At 57.7% G+C, this 15908-nt stretch carries 13 protein-coding genes; 10 read left to right on the top strand and 3 right to left on the bottom strand.

What is annotated here, in order from left to right:
• Window positions 1-13 precede the first annotated feature (13 nt).
• From AC6I8N_RS00520 to AC6I8N_RS00490, 7 genes are all read left to right on the top strand, one after another.
• Window positions 14-1540, top strand: a complete 1527-nt coding sequence (locus tag AC6I8N_RS00520; protein WP_497829818.1) for an amino acid ABC transporter permease/ATP-binding protein — start codon at window positions 14-16, stop codon at window positions 1538-1540.
• Complete coding sequence (locus AC6I8N_RS00515; protein ID WP_497829817.1) at window positions 1527-2579, top strand: alpha-hydroxy acid oxidase; 1053 nt, start codon at window positions 1527-1529, stop codon at window positions 2577-2579. Before AC6I8N_RS00520 ends, AC6I8N_RS00515 begins: the two co-directional genes overlap by 14 nt.
• Window positions 2579-3505: an ABC transporter substrate-binding protein gene (locus tag AC6I8N_RS00510; RefSeq protein ID WP_497829816.1), complete on the top strand. Its 927-nt coding sequence runs from the start codon at window positions 2579-2581 to the stop codon at window positions 3503-3505. The genes AC6I8N_RS00515 and AC6I8N_RS00510 overlap by 1 nt, the downstream gene beginning before the upstream one ends.
• The gene (allB, locus tag AC6I8N_RS00505; RefSeq protein ID WP_497829815.1) at window positions 3502-4878 is read left to right on the top strand and encodes an allantoinase AllB; all 1377 of its coding nucleotides are present in this window, start codon (window positions 3502-3504) and stop codon (window positions 4876-4878) included. The genes AC6I8N_RS00510 and allB overlap by 4 nt, the downstream gene beginning before the upstream one ends.
• Before the next feature lie 14 nt (window positions 4879-4892).
• The gene (locus AC6I8N_RS00500; RefSeq protein ID WP_021183700.1) at window positions 4893-5648 is read left to right on the top strand and encodes a GntR family transcriptional regulator; all 756 of its coding nucleotides are present in this window, start codon (window positions 4893-4895) and stop codon (window positions 5646-5648) included.
• 34 nt (window positions 5649-5682) lie between these two features.
• A complete protein-coding gene (locus tag AC6I8N_RS00495; protein WP_497829814.1) occupies window positions 5683-6798 on the top strand; it encodes a mandelate racemase/muconate lactonizing enzyme family protein in 1116 nt (371 codons plus the stop codon).
• A 110-nt stretch (window positions 6799-6908) separates the two neighbouring features.
• Window positions 6909-7904 (top strand): acyltransferase, encoded by a 996-nt coding sequence (locus tag AC6I8N_RS00490; RefSeq protein ID WP_497829813.1) that lies wholly within the window; start codon window positions 6909-6911, stop codon window positions 7902-7904.
• Here the strand turns inward: AC6I8N_RS00490 and AC6I8N_RS00485 are convergent.
• From AC6I8N_RS00485 to xylA, 3 genes are all read right to left on the bottom strand, one after another.
• Window positions 7889-8821: a GlxA family transcriptional regulator gene (locus tag AC6I8N_RS00485; RefSeq protein WP_497829812.1), complete on the bottom strand. Its 933-nt coding sequence runs from the start codon at window positions 8819-8821 to the stop codon at window positions 7889-7891. The two genes, AC6I8N_RS00490 and AC6I8N_RS00485, sit on opposite strands and share 16 nt — an antisense overlap.
• Before the next feature lie 181 nt (window positions 8822-9002).
• Entirely contained in the window at window positions 9003-10445 is a 1443-nt protein-coding gene (xylB, locus tag AC6I8N_RS00480) for a xylulokinase (protein WP_497829811.1), read from the bottom strand.
• Between the two features lie 17 nt (window positions 10446-10462).
• Window positions 10463-11785 carry a xylose isomerase gene (xylA, locus tag AC6I8N_RS00475; RefSeq protein WP_021183695.1) on the bottom strand — a complete coding sequence of 441 codons (1323 nt, stop codon included), beginning with the start codon at window positions 11783-11785 and terminating at the stop codon, window positions 10463-10465.
• Window positions 11786-12151: 366 nt separating this feature from the next.
• Between xylA and xylF the strand changes: the two genes are divergently transcribed.
• Genes xylF through xylH form a run of 3 tightly spaced genes read left to right on the top strand, consistent with a single transcriptional unit; the run spans window position 12152 to window position 15865 of the window.
• A complete protein-coding gene (xylF, locus tag AC6I8N_RS00470; RefSeq protein ID WP_021183694.1) occupies window positions 12152-13144 on the top strand; it encodes a D-xylose ABC transporter substrate-binding protein in 993 nt (330 codons plus the stop codon).
• A gap of 20 nt (window positions 13145-13164) precedes the next feature.
• A complete protein-coding gene (locus AC6I8N_RS00465) occupies window positions 13165-14691 on the top strand; it encodes a xylose ABC transporter ATP-binding protein (protein WP_036625761.1) in 1527 nt (508 codons plus the stop codon).
• A complete protein-coding gene (gene xylH, locus AC6I8N_RS00460; protein WP_497829810.1) occupies window positions 14684-15865 on the top strand; it encodes a xylose ABC transporter permease XylH in 1182 nt (393 codons plus the stop codon). Before AC6I8N_RS00465 ends, xylH begins: the two co-directional genes overlap by 8 nt.
• Window positions 15866-15908 lie beyond the last annotated feature (43 nt).

Below are 15908 nucleotides of genomic sequence, written 5' to 3'. Positions count from 1 at the left end.
CGGAGATAGTGTGGTGGATGATTTCTTAAAATATTTAACCCTGCCTTATCTCTGGCAGGGCGCCGTGATCGCAGTTGAACTGCTGGTCGGCGCGTTAGCGGGCGGCATTGTGATTGGTTTTTTCCTGGCGCTGGCCAGCACCTCTAAGTATCTGTTTATTCGCTTACCGGTGAAGATTTATATCTATACCCTGCGCGGCACCCCGGTGCTGCTGCAACTGATCCTGCTGTACAACGTGCTGCCGGAATTTGGCTTGCGCTTCAGTCCGTTCACCAGCGCGCTGCTGGCATTGATGATTAACGAAACTGCCTTCTGCGCCGAAATCATTCGTGGCGGCATTATGGCAACCGATCGCGACCAAAGCATGGCGGCGCAGGCGTTTGGTTACTCGCGTACTAAAGAGATGATCCATGTGGTGATCCCGCAGGCATTGCGCGCCATCCTGCCGACGATGGGCAACGAAACCGTTGGCCTGCTGAAATCCACCTCGCTGGCCTCGGTAGTGGGCGTCAATGAACTGACCATGCGCGGCCAGGCAATTGTGTCGCAAAACTTCCTGTTTATCCCGGTGCTGGTCGCTTCCGGCGGTATCTATCTGATTCTCTCCACGCTGCTGGCCGGTGGTCAGTGGTGGATGGAGAAATTCTATAACCTCGACGAACGCGCCCGTCGCGCCCGCGCCCGGCTGGCATCGCTGCCGCAGGAAGCCGACATCACGCCGATGCACCTGCCAAAACGCCGTTGGGATACGCAAACCGCCGCGCCGGTACTGGAAATCGATAATCTGTGCGTCGAATACGCCGGGAAAACCGTTCTGAACCACCTGTCGCTCACCGTGCGTCGTGGCGAAGTGGTGGTACTGCTGGGCCGTTCTGGTTCCGGTAAAAGTACGCTGCTGAAATCGATTCTGGCGCTGACGCCGCGCCTGAAGGGCACCATTCAGACCGAAGGGCATTTTATGGGCACCGATGCCAACGGTAAGCCGCTGGCGCAGCGTCACCTGCCCGTTAACCGCGCCAAATCAGGCATCGGCATTGTGTTTCAGCACTTCGCCTTGTTCGATCACCTCACCGCGCTGGAAAACGTGATGAGCATTTTGCTGCGCGTCCAGGGTGCGCAGCCGGAAGTGGCACGCGCCAAAGCGATGCGCGCACTGAAAATGGTCGGCCTTGGTGATTTTGCGGCTTCGCTACCGCATGAATTGTCCGGCGGGCAGAAGCAACGTGTCGGCATTGCCCGCGCCCTCGCCGCCGAACCACAAATCCTGCTGTTTGATGAACCGACCTCGGCGCTCGATCCCGAACTGGTGCGAGAAGTGAACCAGACCATGCGCAGCCTGGCGCAAACCGGTATCACCATGATCATCAGCACCCACGATATTGCTTTTGCCGCTGGCGTCGCTGATCGCGTGGTGTTTCTGCAAAACGGCGCGCTGATTGAAGAAGGGCCACCAGCGATCCTGAAAAACCCGACCACGCCAGCCTTTGCCACTTTCCTTGAACACGAAAACGCCACGGAGGCGCAGCATGCTAACGCCTGAATTACCGTTTGAACACGCGGCGCGCGAGCGCCTCGGCGAACCGTTGTTTCGCTATATGCAGGGGCTACCGGCGGATGCCTTTGGCGACGAAAATGATGCCAACCATCTGGCGTTGCGCCGTTTCCGCCTGCTGCCGCGCGTGTTGCAGGGCAACGAAAGCATCGACACGCACATCACCCTGTTGAACCAGACATGGGCGGCCCCCATTGGGGTTGGAGCCTTTGCCGGGGACCGTATTTTCCATGAAGAGGGTTTGCTGCCAATTGCCCGCGCCTGCAAACGTCTGCAACTGCCGCTGGTGATCTCCGAAGAGACGGTGACGCCGCTGGCGCAGATTGGTGCGGAGTATGACCGCTGCTGGCTGCAACTGCGCGCGGCAGGTGAGGTCGCGCGGATTAAAGCGTTGATTGATCAAGCGGCAGAAAGCCACTTTAAAGCGATCGTGCTGACGGTGCTGGCACCGGTCCATCCGGTCGCTGGCCTACAACCGGGTGGGTTCTCGGTCGGCGATGCATTGAAACAACGCGGCTGGCACACCATCGGCGGCACGCTACCGGGGGTGGAACCCCTGCCGGCGTTTCCGGTATGGCGTTGGCAACAGATTGATGAAGTGGCAACGCACTGCGCCGATCGCGGTCTGCCGCTGCTGCTGAAAGGCGTGTTGCATCATGATGATGCCGCCCCGGCAGCGGCGCACGGCGTGAGTGGCTTGATCGCCTCCAACATCGGCCTGCGCCAGAGCGCGCGCTGGGTGACACCGGTCGATCAGTTACCCGATTTGCAGGCGGTGACGCGCCTGCCACTGCTGCTGGATGGCGGTATCCGCAGCGGCAGCGATGCCGTGGTCGCACGCTGCCTCGGTGCAACCTTATCACTGAGCGTGCGCCCGGTTATCACCGCGCTGGTCACTGGCGGAGAGACAGCGGTGTTTGACCTGCTTTCCGGCTGGATCAACGCCATCAGCGCCATCAGCCACTGGTGCGGGGTCAGCGACATGAACACGCTCAACGGCAGTTTTGTCACGGAGGCGCGTGACTGATGCATCACTTAATTTTCAATCAGGGCGATGCCAGCGAATCACGGATTTATTACTGCGCCCACTATCTGGCAGAAAGTCTCGGCCTGTATGCCGCGCAGCGGCTGAAAGTCTCCTTCACCACCAGCGAATCCGGTGGACATACCATTCAGGGCGGCCAGGTGCCTGCGGTGCTGAGTCGTGAGGCTGATTTAACCCTCGGCGGCCCGATGGTGGTGATGAAGCATTACCAGCAGCACGGTGCCGAGTTGCAGTGCTTCTGCGCCTCGGTCGCCGCCAACCCGTGGTTTCTCGCGGCGGCCCGACCCCAGCCCGATTTTCAACTGCGCGATTTGCGTGGCAAGCGGGTGCTGGATGTGGGTAACGTCGGCACCGCCAGCCTGACCTTTCGCTGGCTGCTGGCCCAACATGGCCTGCTGGAGGATGTCAGCATCCTGCCCGGCAGCGGCAATGCCGAAGATGACTTTGCGACCGTGGCAACGGGCGAGGTGGATTACGCGTTGCACGCCATGCATGCGCTCGCGCCTGCCATCACCCGTGGACAACTGGCGAGCGTGATCAGCCTGGCGGGCCTGTGCGGCAGGGTGCCGTGGAGCGCCTATATCGCCCGCAGCGATGTACTGCACGAGAAAGCAGAAGCCTTTGCCGCCTTTGCTACGGCAACACAGCAGGCGCTGGCGTGGATCGCGCAGCATGACGCCACTCACCTCGCTGAGCGGGTGAAACCCTGGTATCCCGATTATCGGTTTGCTGCGCTGGTCAGCGGGCTGGCGGCCTATCAGCAGGCGCAGGTGTTTGCGCCGGATAGCCGCATCCCGCGCGCCGAATTTGACCACTTCAGCCAGTTACTCGGCGCTATCGGCTGGCTCGATCCTTCTCAGCCCGTACCTTATGACGCGCTGGTGACCCAGGCAGGAGCAGAATCATGAAACAGTTAATTATCAACGGCCTGGTGGTGACAGAAAGCGGTGCCGCACCGGCAGACCTGTTAATCGAAGCAGGAAAAATCAGTGGCATTCTGACGCCAGGTGCTTACGACGGCACGGTGGATAACCTGATTGATGCCAGCGGTCTGATCGTGCTGCCGGGGGCGATTGACGTACACACCCACTTCACTGGCTCGCATGATTTCCCCGAACAGGAGCTGCGCGAAGGCACACGCGGCGCGGCGGCGCATGGCGTGACCACTATCGTCGAAATGCCCCACTCGTTACCGCCCGCCACGTCGCTCGCCAGCTTTACCGCTAAACGCAGTTGGCTGGCTGAGAATTGCTCGGTGGATTACGCCATGTGGGCCGGGCTGGATGGTCGCAACGTCCACGAACTGGCCGCGCTGGATCAAGCGGGCGCACTGGCATTCAAAGCCTTTCTCTGTAGCGGCGCGCCGAATGGTGATGCCACGGATGCGAAAGGGTTACCGCGCCTTGACGATGACGGCCTGCTGCGCGCCATGCGTGAACTGGCGACCTTCGACGGTTTGATCGGCGTTCATGCCGAGAACCACGACATTCTGATTGGTGCAGGTAGCGAACTACGCCGCGCCGGGCGTAAAGATATCCGCGCCCATGCGCTGGCCGGGCCAGAAATTGCCGAGATTGAAGCGGTAGGACGCGTGCTGGCGATTGCCGCAGAAACCGGCGCGCGCTGCCATATCGTCCATGTCAGCTCGGCACGCGCCGCCGAAACCATCATCGCCGCCAAAGAGACCGTGCGCGCCAGCTTCGAAACCTGCCCGCACTACCTGATTCTTGATGAGGAAGATCTGGTGCGCATCGGTCCCAATGCCCGCTGCGGTCCGCCGATTCGTCCACGTCCGGTCGTCGATGCGCTGTGGCAGGTGCTGCTGCGGGGCGATATCGACATGATCGCTTCCGACCATTGCCCCTACACGCCGGAGCAGAAGCTGGCCGGTGAATTCAGCATCTGGGATGCCGGTATGGGCCTGACCGGAGTGGAAACCCTCAGCCCGATGTTCTTCAGCGCGGCGCATATCGACCGTGGCCTGCCGCTGACCGAGTTTGCCCGCATGACCGCCAGCGGTCCGGCCAAAGCCTTCCGACTGTGGGGCAAAAAAGGGGCCATCGCGCCGGGCTTTGATGCCGATCTGGTGTTTTACGACGCCAGCCAGAGCTGGACGGTGAACGGGGAAAATTTCCAGGGGCTGGGCAAATGGAGCGCATTTGAAGGCATGCGCTGTCAGGGTAAAGTGGTGCGCACGCTCATTCGTGGCGTCACCGTTTACCAGGATTCCCAGATACAGGTTGAACCTGGCTTTGGTCAGTTCGTGACCCGTCAGGCATAAACAGGATGATTACCATGGCAGGAAAGTCGACCCGTAATAAAAACAGCGCCCCACTGGCACTGGAAGAACAGACCGAAAACAGCTGGAACGCGGCGCGCCCGCGTACCCTGGTCGATCATGCAGTAGATGCCATTCTTAGCGCCGCCTCCCGCGGCCTGATTCTGCCCGGCGACCGCATTGCCGAGCCGGACCTGGTGGCGAAACTTGGCATGAGCCGCGTCCCTATCCGCGAGGCGCTGCGCATTCTCGAAAGTCAGGGCATCGTGACCAGCGAACCGTATAAAGGTATTCGTCTGATGGAGATCTCCCATCAGCGGCTGGAGCAGATTATCGATGTGCGAATTCCACTGGAAACGCTGGCCTGCCGCCGGGCGATTGAAGCCGGGCGCAACAGCGCCGCGCAGCTCACCCAGTTGTACCAGGGCGTCGCCGCTATGCAGATGATGATGCAACGCGAGGATGTGTATGGCTTTGCCTCAGCGGATACCGATTTCCATCGCACGCTGTGCAGCTTTGCCCAGAACCCGGTGTTGAGCAATTTGTGGGAGTCGATTGCGCGCCAGCTTACGGTGATTTTCGGCCTCTCCACCATGGGCAAATCGATGAGCGACATTATCGAAGAGCATCAGCGGCTGATTAACGTGTTCGCGGAAGGCGATATCGCCAAAATGACCGACGAGATTGAAAACCATATCCGCATTCAGGCTCTGGATGTGGACTACGAAACCATTATTTCGCAGCGCCGACAGCAACGTTCCAGCGCCGGTTGACGCCTTTTTTTGCTTTTACACCAGGATAACCACGATGAAGATTACCAACGTCGAGGCGTTTTACCTGCGCCTCCCGGTCATTGAACAACGCACCGACAGTTCACAGGATGCGTTGTTGATTAAAATCACCACCGATGCCGGGATTACCGGCTGGGGCGAGGTGGATGGCAGCCCCTATGTCACCAAAGCCATCATCGAAGCCCCCTATTCCCACACCATGGTCACCGGCCTGAAATCTCTGCTGATCGGTGAAAACCCGCTGGAAACCGGACGGTTGTGGAAAAAAATGCATCGCGCCACCATCTACTATGGTCGCAGCGGTGCCGTGTTGCAGGCGATGGCGGGCATTGATATCGCGCTGTGGGATATCAAAGGTAAAGCGTTGGGTAAACCGATTGTCGAGCTGCTGGGCGGCGCGCTGCGCGACAAAATGCGCGTCTACTCCTCCAATATGTTCCAGTTCAGCGTGGCCGACACCGTGGCGCGTGCGAAGCACGCTATCGATACCGGTCATACCGGGGTGAAATTTGGCTGGGAGCCGTTTGGCACCGATGAAGCACTGGATTTACGCTATCTGGAAGCGCTGCGCCGCGAGATGGGCGACAGCGTGGATCTGATGCTGGACGTCGGTCATGTGTGGGATGCCAAAACCACCCTCCGTCGTAGCCAACGTTATGAACATCTGAACCTGTTCTGGATTGAAGAACCGTTACACCCGGACAACTACGCCGGTTACGGCCAGGTCTCGGCAGCCTGCCAGCAGCACATTGCGGCGGGCGAACAGGAGTGCTCAGTGGTAGGCTTCCAGCGCCTGATCGATGAAGGCGGTATCGATATTGTGCAGATTGACCTGACACGTACCGGCTTTACTCAGGCGATGGAAATTGCCAGCTATGCACACAGTCGCGGTCGTAAGGTGTGCAATCACAACTTTACCACCGATATCAACACCGCCGCCTCGCTGCATTTCCTGTGCGCGATTGAGAATGCGCTGGTGATGGAATATTGCGTCGAGCCGGGTGAGATCAGCCGTTCGCTGGCGAAAAATCCGGTACGCATCGCTGATGGCTACGCCTGGTTGCCTTCCGAACCCGGCCTCGGCGTGGAGCCGAACGAAGCGGTGATCGAAAAATTCCTCGTGCGTGATTAACCGTCCACGCGCCAGCAGCCAGATGGCTCTGAATTTCAGGCCCAAAGGTTGTTGGCGCGCCTGTCGCTGACTACCCTTCTCCACCAGGACGCTCTGCGCACGGGGAAGCTATGTCGCAAAAAATTTACTGGATCGACAACTTACGCGCCATCGCCTGCCTGATGGTGATCATCATTCATACTACCACCTGGTACATCACCGGGCCGCTGGCGGTCACCGGCATCAGTTGGGACGTCGCCAACCTGCTCAATTCCGCCTCGCGCATCTGTGTGCCGCTGTTCTTTATGATCTCAGGCTATCTGTTCTTCGGTGAGCGCAGCGCACAAGGACGGCATCTGCTGCGCCTCGTGTTGTGCCTGCTGTTCTACAGCGCGGTGGCGCTGGCGTATATCACCTGGCTGACGCCGATCAGCGAAGGGCGGTCGCTGCTGAAATTGTTGCAGAAACCGGTGTTTTATCACCTGTGGTTTTTCTTTGCGATTATCGGTATTTACCTGCTGTCACCGTTGATTCAGGTAAAAAATGTGCCACCACGCTATGTCGCGCTACTGGTGGTGGTACTGGTGGTGCTCGCCAATCCCAATACCATCAACCAGTCGGTTGGCTCGTTCCATTGGTTGCCGGTCAATTTGTATGTCAGCGGCGACACTATTTATTACCTGTTATACGCGCTGTTGGGACGGGCGATTGGCTGTATGGACACAGAAAAACGCGGCATAACCGGGCTGGCGGCACTGGCGTTTATTGCCTGTGTGGCGGGGATTGCGCTCGGCACCAAACAGATGCTGCGCATAAACGGAGCCTTCAATGATACCTGGTATCTCTACTGCGGGCCGCTGGTGTTTATTGCCGCCATCAGCGTGCTGATCTTGAGCAAAAACGTCCTTAATCGCCGTAGTTTGCCAATTTTAGCCACCATAGCGCGTTATTCCCTGCCCATTTACGGCTTTCACGCGCTGTTTATCCATTTCCTGCGCACCAATCATTACGACGATATGGCAAATCCGTGGATCGATTTGCCTTGGGTGTTTGGGGTGACGCTGCTTGGCAGCTTAGGCCTGGCAATGCTGCTCAAACGGGTGGATAAACATCATCTGGTGAGTTGATCGTCCCAGCGCTGCCTGGCACGACGCAACTGTCGTGCAGAAGAGAAACCGGCCGCCAGCGCGGCTTTTTCCGCAGCTTCGCCCTGTTGCTGGCGTTGCCGGGCAATCACCAGCCGCAGTTGCTCGTGATATTCGCGCACGCTGATGCCGAGATGCTGGCGGAACAGACGCGTCAGATGCCGCTCGCTGACGTGGGCACGCTCAGCCAGTGCCGGTAATGACCAGTCATGTTCAGGGTGTGCAATCATCACATCCTGCGCGCGGTGAATCGCCGGGTGCAGGTGATTACGGTAGCGCAGCCACGGCGAGAGTTGCGGATCATCACCGGAACGGCGGAACCACACCACCATCTCGCGTGCCACCGCCAGCGCCTGACGCGCTCCGCATAGCCGGTTAATCAGATGCAGCGCGAGATCAATACCCGCGGTGATCCCGGCGCTGGTCCAGATGCCGCCATCTTCAATAAATACGCGATTCTCTTTTACCCGCGCCGCCGGGGCCGCCGCCTGCAAACGCGGCAGCACTTCATGATGGGTGGTGCACAGCACACCATCCAGCAATCCCGCCTGTGCCGCCAGCAATGAACCGGAGCAGACACAGACCAGGGTGATGCGCTGGGCTTCAATATCCGCCCGTTGCTGCCGCAGCCAGTCACGCGCCAGCGTCGCCGCCGGGGTGTCATAGCAGGTACGCGAATCATGCACACCGGGCACCACCAACAGGCTGTTAGCCGGTAACCGTTCGGGCAGTGGCGCGATATTGCTGATGGTCATGTGGGTGGAACCGAGCACGCTGGCTTCCGGGCCGATGTAATGCAGCGAGAAGTGACCGCCAGCCAACTGGAAGGTTTCGGCCGGGCCGGTGAGATCAAGCACCATAACGCCGGGTAACGTCAGGAAAAATACGGGTTGCGGCATGGGTATACTCCGGTTAGTTCCGTTTACGTCCCGCATTAAACCCGTAGCGGCGCGATTTATCGCGCATTTCCGAACACGCTGTCGGTAAAACACGCGCGATAAATCGCGCCGCTACGTCAGTGCTCATCTTACCTGACTTTATGGCCAGACCCATGCCAATTCCGGCCATCATGCTGACGTATCAGGACATCAACGGCTTCAGTTGCTGATAGAGCCGGGCGAATACCTCACGTTGTGGTTGATAAGCCTGATGGCGAGCCGTATCCGGCTGATGGCGTTGCGCCAGTTCCGGTGTGGGCAGTTCGCAGTTGGCATCGACGGCCAACTGCGCCAGGCGTGCCGCCCCCAGTGCCGGGCCGACTTCACCACCATGACAATAATCCAGCGTCAACCCGCTGATATCCGATAACATTTGTCGCCAGTAAGCGCTACGTGCGCCACCGCCAATCAACATCACCGTCTTTGGCTGGACGCCACATTCGTGTACCGCATCCATGCCCTCCGCCAGGGCAAATCCCACCCCTTCCAACACCGCTCGCGCCAGTTCCGGCCGGCCATGCTGATGCGTCAGGCCAAAAAATGCCCCCTGCGCCTGTGGATTGTTGTGCGGTGTGCGCTCACCCGAGAGATAAGGCAAAAACCAGACCGGTGAGACATCGCTGCTCGCCCGTTCAGCTTCAGCCAAAAGCTGAGGTACATCTTCGCAGCCGGTGAGTTTGGCCGCCCAGTCCAGACAGGAGGCCGCACTGAGGATCACCGACATCAGATGCCAGCGCTGTGGCAACGCATGGCAAAAACTGTGTACCGCGCGCTGTGGGTTGCTGAGATAACCATCACTCACGAGGAAGTAGACGCCGGAGGTACCGAGCGACAGCATCCCCTGCCCCGGCTCGACCATGCCAACACCCACCGCCCCGGCGGCATTATCACCACCGCCCGCCACCAGTGGCACTGGCTGCATCCCCCAACGGCTGGCGATGTCAGGTCGGAGCGTACCGGTTACCTGATTGCCCTCGAACAGCGTTGGCATCTGGCTACGATGCAGGCCACAGGCATGAAGCAATTTATCGCTCCAGTCACGCTGGGCCACATCCAGCCACATCGTCCCCGCCGCATCCGACATATCCGTGGCGAAGTCGCCGCTTAAGCACCAACGCAGATAATCCTTTGGTAGCAAAACCTTAGCGATGCGGTTGAAAATTTCCGGCTCGTGCTGCTGCACCCATAATAGCTTGGGTGCCGTGAAACCGGGCATCATCAGGTTACCGGTGATGGTGCGTGAATCCGGCACCTGCTGCTCCAGTTGGCGGCACTGCTCACTGCTGCGTCCGTCGTTCCACAGGATCGCCGGACGTAGTACCTGTTGCTGCGCATCTAACAGCGTCGCACCATGCATCTGGCCGCTCAGACCCATCGCCTGCACATGACCAAGGTCATGTCGCTGCGCCAGCGCCTGCATTGCCTTATCGGTTGCCAGCCACCAGCTTTCGGGATCCTGCTCGCTCCATAAAGGATGCGGGCGCGACACCTGCAACGGCGCGCTTTCCACGGCAAGCACCTGCCCTTGCGTATCCAGCAACGCGACCTTAACGCCCGAGGTGCCCAAATCGATCCCGATAACCATGCTGTTCTCCTGAAAGGTTAAAAATCAAAAAGGTAATGATTGACCAGGTTTTCCAGTTGTTCCTGACGTCCACTGCGGTGCTGCGGATTAAATTGCTGTTGCTGGGCATGCTGAGCAAGCGACGCCAGGGAGAATTCCCCTTTCAGGATCTGCTGACCAAACTCACCGTTCCAGCCGCTGTAGCGCTGCGCCACGCGTTTATCCAACTCGCCATCAGCCACCATCCGCGCCGCGACTTTCAGTGCCAGCGCCATAGTATCCATCGCGCCAATGTGACCGTAAAACAGGTCATATTTATCGGTGCTCTGACGCCGCACTTTGGCATCAAAGTTTAAGCCGCCGGTGGTGAATCCGCCCGCTTTGATGATCTCGTAGAGTACCAGCGCATTTTCTTCGACGCTGTTCGGGAACTGGTCGGTATCCCAGCCGCACTGGATATCGCCACGGTTGGCATCCACCGAACCAAAAATCCCCAAGGCAATCGCGGTGGCAATTTCATGATGGAACGAGTGACCGGCGAGCGTGGCGTGGTTGGCTTCCACGTTGACTTTGATCTCTTTCTCCAGGCCAAACTGTTTCAGGAAGCCATATACCGTTGCCACATCATAATCATATTGATGTTTGGTCGGCTCCTGCGGTTTTGGCTCAATCAGCAACATGCCCTGGAAGCCGATTTTGTGTTTATGCTCGACCACCATCTGCATAAAGCGACCAATTTGCTCACGCTCCTGGCGCAGGTCGGTATTCAACAGGGTTTCATAACCTTCACGGCCACCCCACAACACGTAGTTTTCACCGCCGAGCGTTTGTGTTGCCTGCATGGCACTGCACACCTGGCTGGCGGCCCAGGCAAAAATTTCCGGATCAGGACTGGTGGCGGCACCCGCGCCATAGCGGGGATGGGTAAAACAGTTGGCGGTGCCCCACAGCAGTTTCACCCCGGTTTCCTGCTGTTTTGCCAGCAGTTTATCGGTCATTACCGCAAAGTTATCACGGTAGGTCTTCAGCGAGTCGCCTTCCGGAGAAACATCAACATCGTGGAAGCAGTAGTAAGGCACGTTCAACTTATGGAAGAACTCAAAAGCCACATCCGCCTTCAGCAACGCCCGCTCAAGCGCATCACCATTCTTCTGCCAGGGGCGATCAAAAGCGCCGACACCAAACATATCCGCACCGTTCCAGCAGAAGGTATGCCAGTAGCAGGCGGCAAAACGCAGATGCTCAGCCATAGTTTTACCGAGAATCACTTCATCAGGATTGTAGTGACGGAACGCCAGAGGATTATGGGTGTTGGTCCCTTCATAACGAACGCGATCAAGCTGGTCGAAATAGGCGTGCATGTTTTGCTCCTTAGCATGAGGACCCGAATGGTCAGCTGTGAGCCATTATTGTGGTGATGCGTTCTGCCGCTTCTCAATTACGATATTTCACACTTAACTTAAGATAATTATTATTTGTGCGTTAGCTCGCAAAACAATGTCGTTATTTCATTGCACTCCAACCCGCAATCCCGCTGCAATTCATTTTTCCGAAAACCGCCAAATATCGATCGCGCTCAAAAAATCACAAATAAACCAAAAAACGTAATGGCCGGATAAAAATCAGTAATTGATGTTGCCGGAAACTCAGGTCAACAATTCAACCGCCCTGTTCATAGCCTTATACCCTAAACAACGACAATAGCCTCCACCTACAGGATGAACACCATGAACATGAAGAAAACGCTGTTAGCCGTCTGCGCGGCCCTGGCACTTGTCAGCCACGCTGGTGCGGCAAAAGAAGTGAAAATCGGTTTGTCGATGGATGATTTACGCCTGGAGCGCTGGCAGAAAGACCGCGATATCTTTGTAAAACAAGCGGAATCTCAGGGTGCCCAGGTGTTTGTACAATCCGCCAACGGCAACGAAGAAACGCAGATGTCGCAAATTGAAAATATGATTAACCGCGGCGTGGATGTATTGGTGATCATCCCCTATAACGGCCAGGTATTAAGTAACGTGGTGGCCGAAGCGAAGCGTGAAGGCATTAAAGTTCTGGCCTATGACCGTATGATTAATAACGCCGACATTGATTTTTATATCTCTTTTGATAATGAAAAAGTGGGTGAACTTCAGGCCGAAAGTATTGTACAGCAAGTGCCAAAGGGGAATTATTTCCTGATGGGCGGCTCGCCGGTTGATAATAACGCACGTCTGTTCCGCGCCGGTCAAATGAAAGTCTTAAAACCTTACATTGATAATGGCAGCATCAAAGTCGTGGGTGATCAGTGGGTTGATGCCTGGTTACCGGAAAATGCGCTGAAAATTATGGAAAACGCCTTAACCGCGAACGGCAACCATATTGATGCCGTGGTGGCTTCCAATGATGCCACCGCCGGTGGGGCGATTCAGGCGCTGAGCGCGCAGGGGCTGGCGGGCAAAGTGGCGATTTCCGGCCAGGATGCCGATCTTGCCGCCATCAAACGCATCGAAAATGGCACGCAGACCATGACGGTGTACAAACCCATCACCCAACTGGCGACCGAAGCGGCAAAAATCGCCGTGGAACTCGGTGACGGTCAGACACCTGCCAGCAACGGCAAACTTAACAATGGTTTAAAAGATGTGCCGTCCCGTCTGCTGACACCGATCCAGGTTAATAAAGGCAATATCGAAAGCACCGTGATTAAAGACGGCTTCCACAAGCAGAGCGAACTCTAAGCGCAGACCGCGAAGGAGAGATGTCGATGTTGCTGGAAATGAACCATATCACTAAGCGCTTCGGCGCGGTGAAAGCGGTGGATGACGTCAGCCTGCGGCTGGATGCAGGCGAAGTCATGTCGCTGTGCGGCGAAAACGGTTCGGGAAAATCGACACTGATGAAGATCCTGTGCGGGTTATACCCGCACGGTGACTTCGACGGCAGTATCCATTTTGCCGGTGACGAAATTCAGGCGCAGACCATCCGCGATACCGAGCGCAAAGGGATTGTGATTATCCATCAGGAGCTGGCGCTGGTAAGGCAACTGACGGTGATGGAGAACATTTTCCTCGGTGCCGAACTGGGGCGCTACGGCATGGTGGATGACGAAACCATGACGCTGCGTTGCCAACAATTACTGGAACGGGTCAAACTCAATGTGTCGCCAGACACGCGAGTGGGCGATCTCGGCCTCGGTCAGCAGCAACTGGTAGAAATCGCGCGCGCGTTGAATAAACAGGTACGTCTGCTGATTCTGGATGAACCCACTTCGTCGCTGACCGAGCAGGAAACCGAAGTGCTACTCAGCATTATCAAAAACCTGCGCGAACACGGCATCGCCTGCATCTACATCTCGCACAAACTCAACGAGGTGAAAGCGATTTCCGACACCATCTGCGTGATCCGCGACGGCCAGCACATCGCCACGCGCGATGCTGCCGGGCTGAGCGAGGATGACATCATCACCATGATGGTGGGCCGCGAGCTCACCGCGCTCTATCCCCATACGCCACATGAAATCGGCGAGACGATATTGCAAGTCGATAACCTCACCGCCTGGCATCCCGTTAACCGCCATATCCGCCGCGTCAACAATGTTTCCTTCAGCCTGAAACGCGGCGAGATTCTTGGCATCGCAGGTCTGGTAGGGGCTGGCCGAACCGAAACGGTGCAATGCCTGTTTGGTGTCTGGCCGGGGCGCTGGCAGGGCGACATTACGATCAACGGCAGTAAGGTGCAGATTCACGACTGCCGCGACGCCATTGGGCATGGCATTGCGATGGTGCCGGAAGATCGCAAAAAAGATGGCATCGTGCCGCTGATGGGGGTGGGCAAAAACATCACCCTGGCGGCGCTGGATCAATTCAGTCAGCGCCTCTCCACGCTGGATGAGGCACGAGAACAGCATGCGATTAACGACGCCATTGCCCGGTTGCGGGTCAAAACGTCCTCGTCAGAACTCCCTATTGGTCGCCTGAGCGGTGGCAATCAGCAGAAGGCGATCCTCGCCAAATGCCTGCTGCTTAACCCACAAATTTTGATTCTCGATGAGCCAACGCGCGGCATCGATGTCGGCGCGCGTCAGGAGATCTATCTGCTGATCAATGCGCTGGTACAGCAAGGGATTGCGGTGATTGTCATCTCGTCCGAGCTGCCCGAAGTACTGGGCCTGAGCGATCGGGTTTTGGTGATGCATGAAGGGCAAATCAAAGCCGATCTGATTAACGATAACCTGACTCAGGAGCAGGTGATGGAAGCCGCCCTGCGGAGTGAACACTATGCTTAAGACCGAAAGTACACAACGCGGCCTGACGACGCCGGGTAAAGCGGGCGCGGGTAAATTTCCGCTCCCCAATTTGCAGGTATTGGTGATGCTCGGGGCAATTGTGTTGATTGCCCTGTTCTTCACCTGGACCACCGACGGGGCCTGGCTTAGCCCGCGTAACGTCTCCAACCTGCTGCGCCAGACCGCCATCACCGGCATCCTCGCGGTTGGCATGGTGTTTGTCATTATTTCGGCGGAGATCGATCTCTCCGTCGGCTCCATGATGGGCCTGCTCGGTGGTGCGGCGGCGATTTTCGACGTCTGGCTCGGCTGGCCGCTACCCTTAACCATTGTGGTCACGCTGGTGCTGGGATTGCTGCTCGGCACCTGGAATGGGTGGTGGGTAGCCTACCGCAAAGTGCCCTCGTTTATCGTCACGCTGGCAGGCATGCTGGCCTTTCGCGGCATTCTGGTCGGTATCACCGATGGCACCACCGTCGCACCAACCAGCCCGGCGATGTCGCAGATTGGCCAAAGCTATCTGCCTGGCGGGGTCGGGTTTGGTTTCGGTTTTGCCGGTCTGGCGCTGTTTATTGTCTGGCAATGGCGCTTACGCCTGCGTCGTCAGCAGCTTGGTTTATCCCAACCCGCAGCGGGTGGTGCGGTCGCGCGTCAGGCCATCACCGCCATTCTGGTGTTGGGCGCCATCTGGCTGTTGAACGACTATCGTGGCGTGCCAACGCCGGTACTGTTGCTGGCGCTGCTGTTGTTAGGCGGGATGTTTATGGCAACGCGTACCGCCTTTGGTCGCCGTATCTACGCGATTGGCGGCAACCTGGATGCAGCACGGCTCTCCGGCATCAACGTCGCGCGCACCAAGCTGGCGGTGTTTGCCATCAATGGTGTGATGGTGGCGATTGCGGGTTTAATCCTCAGCTCACGATTGGGTGCGGGTTCACCTTCGGCGGGTAACATTGCTGAACTGGATGCCATTGCCGCTTGCGTTATCGGCGGCACCAGCCTGGCAGGCGGTGTCGGTTCTGTCGCTGGCGCGGTGATGGGCGCGTTTATTATGGCTTCGCTGGATAACGGCATGAGCATGATGGATGTTCCCACCTTCTGGCAGTACATCGTCAAAGGGGCGATTCTGCTGCTGGCGGTGTGGATGGATACCGCCACCCGACGTCGGGTGTAATCGCGTGGGCGATCACAATGTGGCGCAAATTCTTTCTGCTCCT

The organism is Pantoea sp. X-Soil-TKNS-1279 (assembly GCF_059730565.1).
This window is presented reverse-complemented; position numbering and strand designations above follow the sequence as displayed.

Coding starts and splice junctions, on each gene's coding strand:
- AC6I8N_RS00510 (WP_497829816.1), top strand. CDS start 2,579: ATGCATCACTTAATTTTCAATCAGGGCGATGCCAGCGAATCACGGATT.
- AC6I8N_RS00515 (WP_497829817.1), top strand. CDS start 1,527: ATGCTAACGCCTGAATTACCGTTTGAACACGCGGCGCGCGAGCGCCTC.
- xylH (WP_497829810.1), top strand. CDS start 14,684: ATGCTTAAGACCGAAAGTACACAACGCGGCCTGACGACGCCGGGTAAA.
- AC6I8N_RS00500 (WP_021183700.1), top strand. CDS start 4,893: ATGGCAGGAAAGTCGACCCGTAATAAAAACAGCGCCCCACTGGCACTG.
- AC6I8N_RS00485 (WP_497829812.1), bottom strand. CDS start 8,821: ATGCCGCAACCCGTATTTTTCCTGACGTTACCCGGCGTTATGGTGCTT.
- xylA (WP_021183695.1), bottom strand. CDS start 11,785: ATGCACGCCTATTTCGACCAGCTTGATCGCGTTCGTTATGAAGGGACC.
- AC6I8N_RS00465 (WP_036625761.1), top strand. CDS start 13,165: ATGTCGATGTTGCTGGAAATGAACCATATCACTAAGCGCTTCGGCGCG.
- AC6I8N_RS00495 (WP_497829814.1), top strand. CDS start 5,683: ATGAAGATTACCAACGTCGAGGCGTTTTACCTGCGCCTCCCGGTCATT.
- allB (WP_497829815.1), top strand. CDS start 3,502: ATGAAACAGTTAATTATCAACGGCCTGGTGGTGACAGAAAGCGGTGCC.
- xylB (WP_497829811.1), bottom strand. CDS start 10,445: ATGGTTATCGGGATCGATTTGGGCACCTCGGGCGTTAAGGTCGCGTTG.
- AC6I8N_RS00490 (WP_497829813.1), top strand. CDS start 6,909: ATGTCGCAAAAAATTTACTGGATCGACAACTTACGCGCCATCGCCTGC.
- xylF (WP_021183694.1), top strand. CDS start 12,152: ATGAACATGAAGAAAACGCTGTTAGCCGTCTGCGCGGCCCTGGCACTT.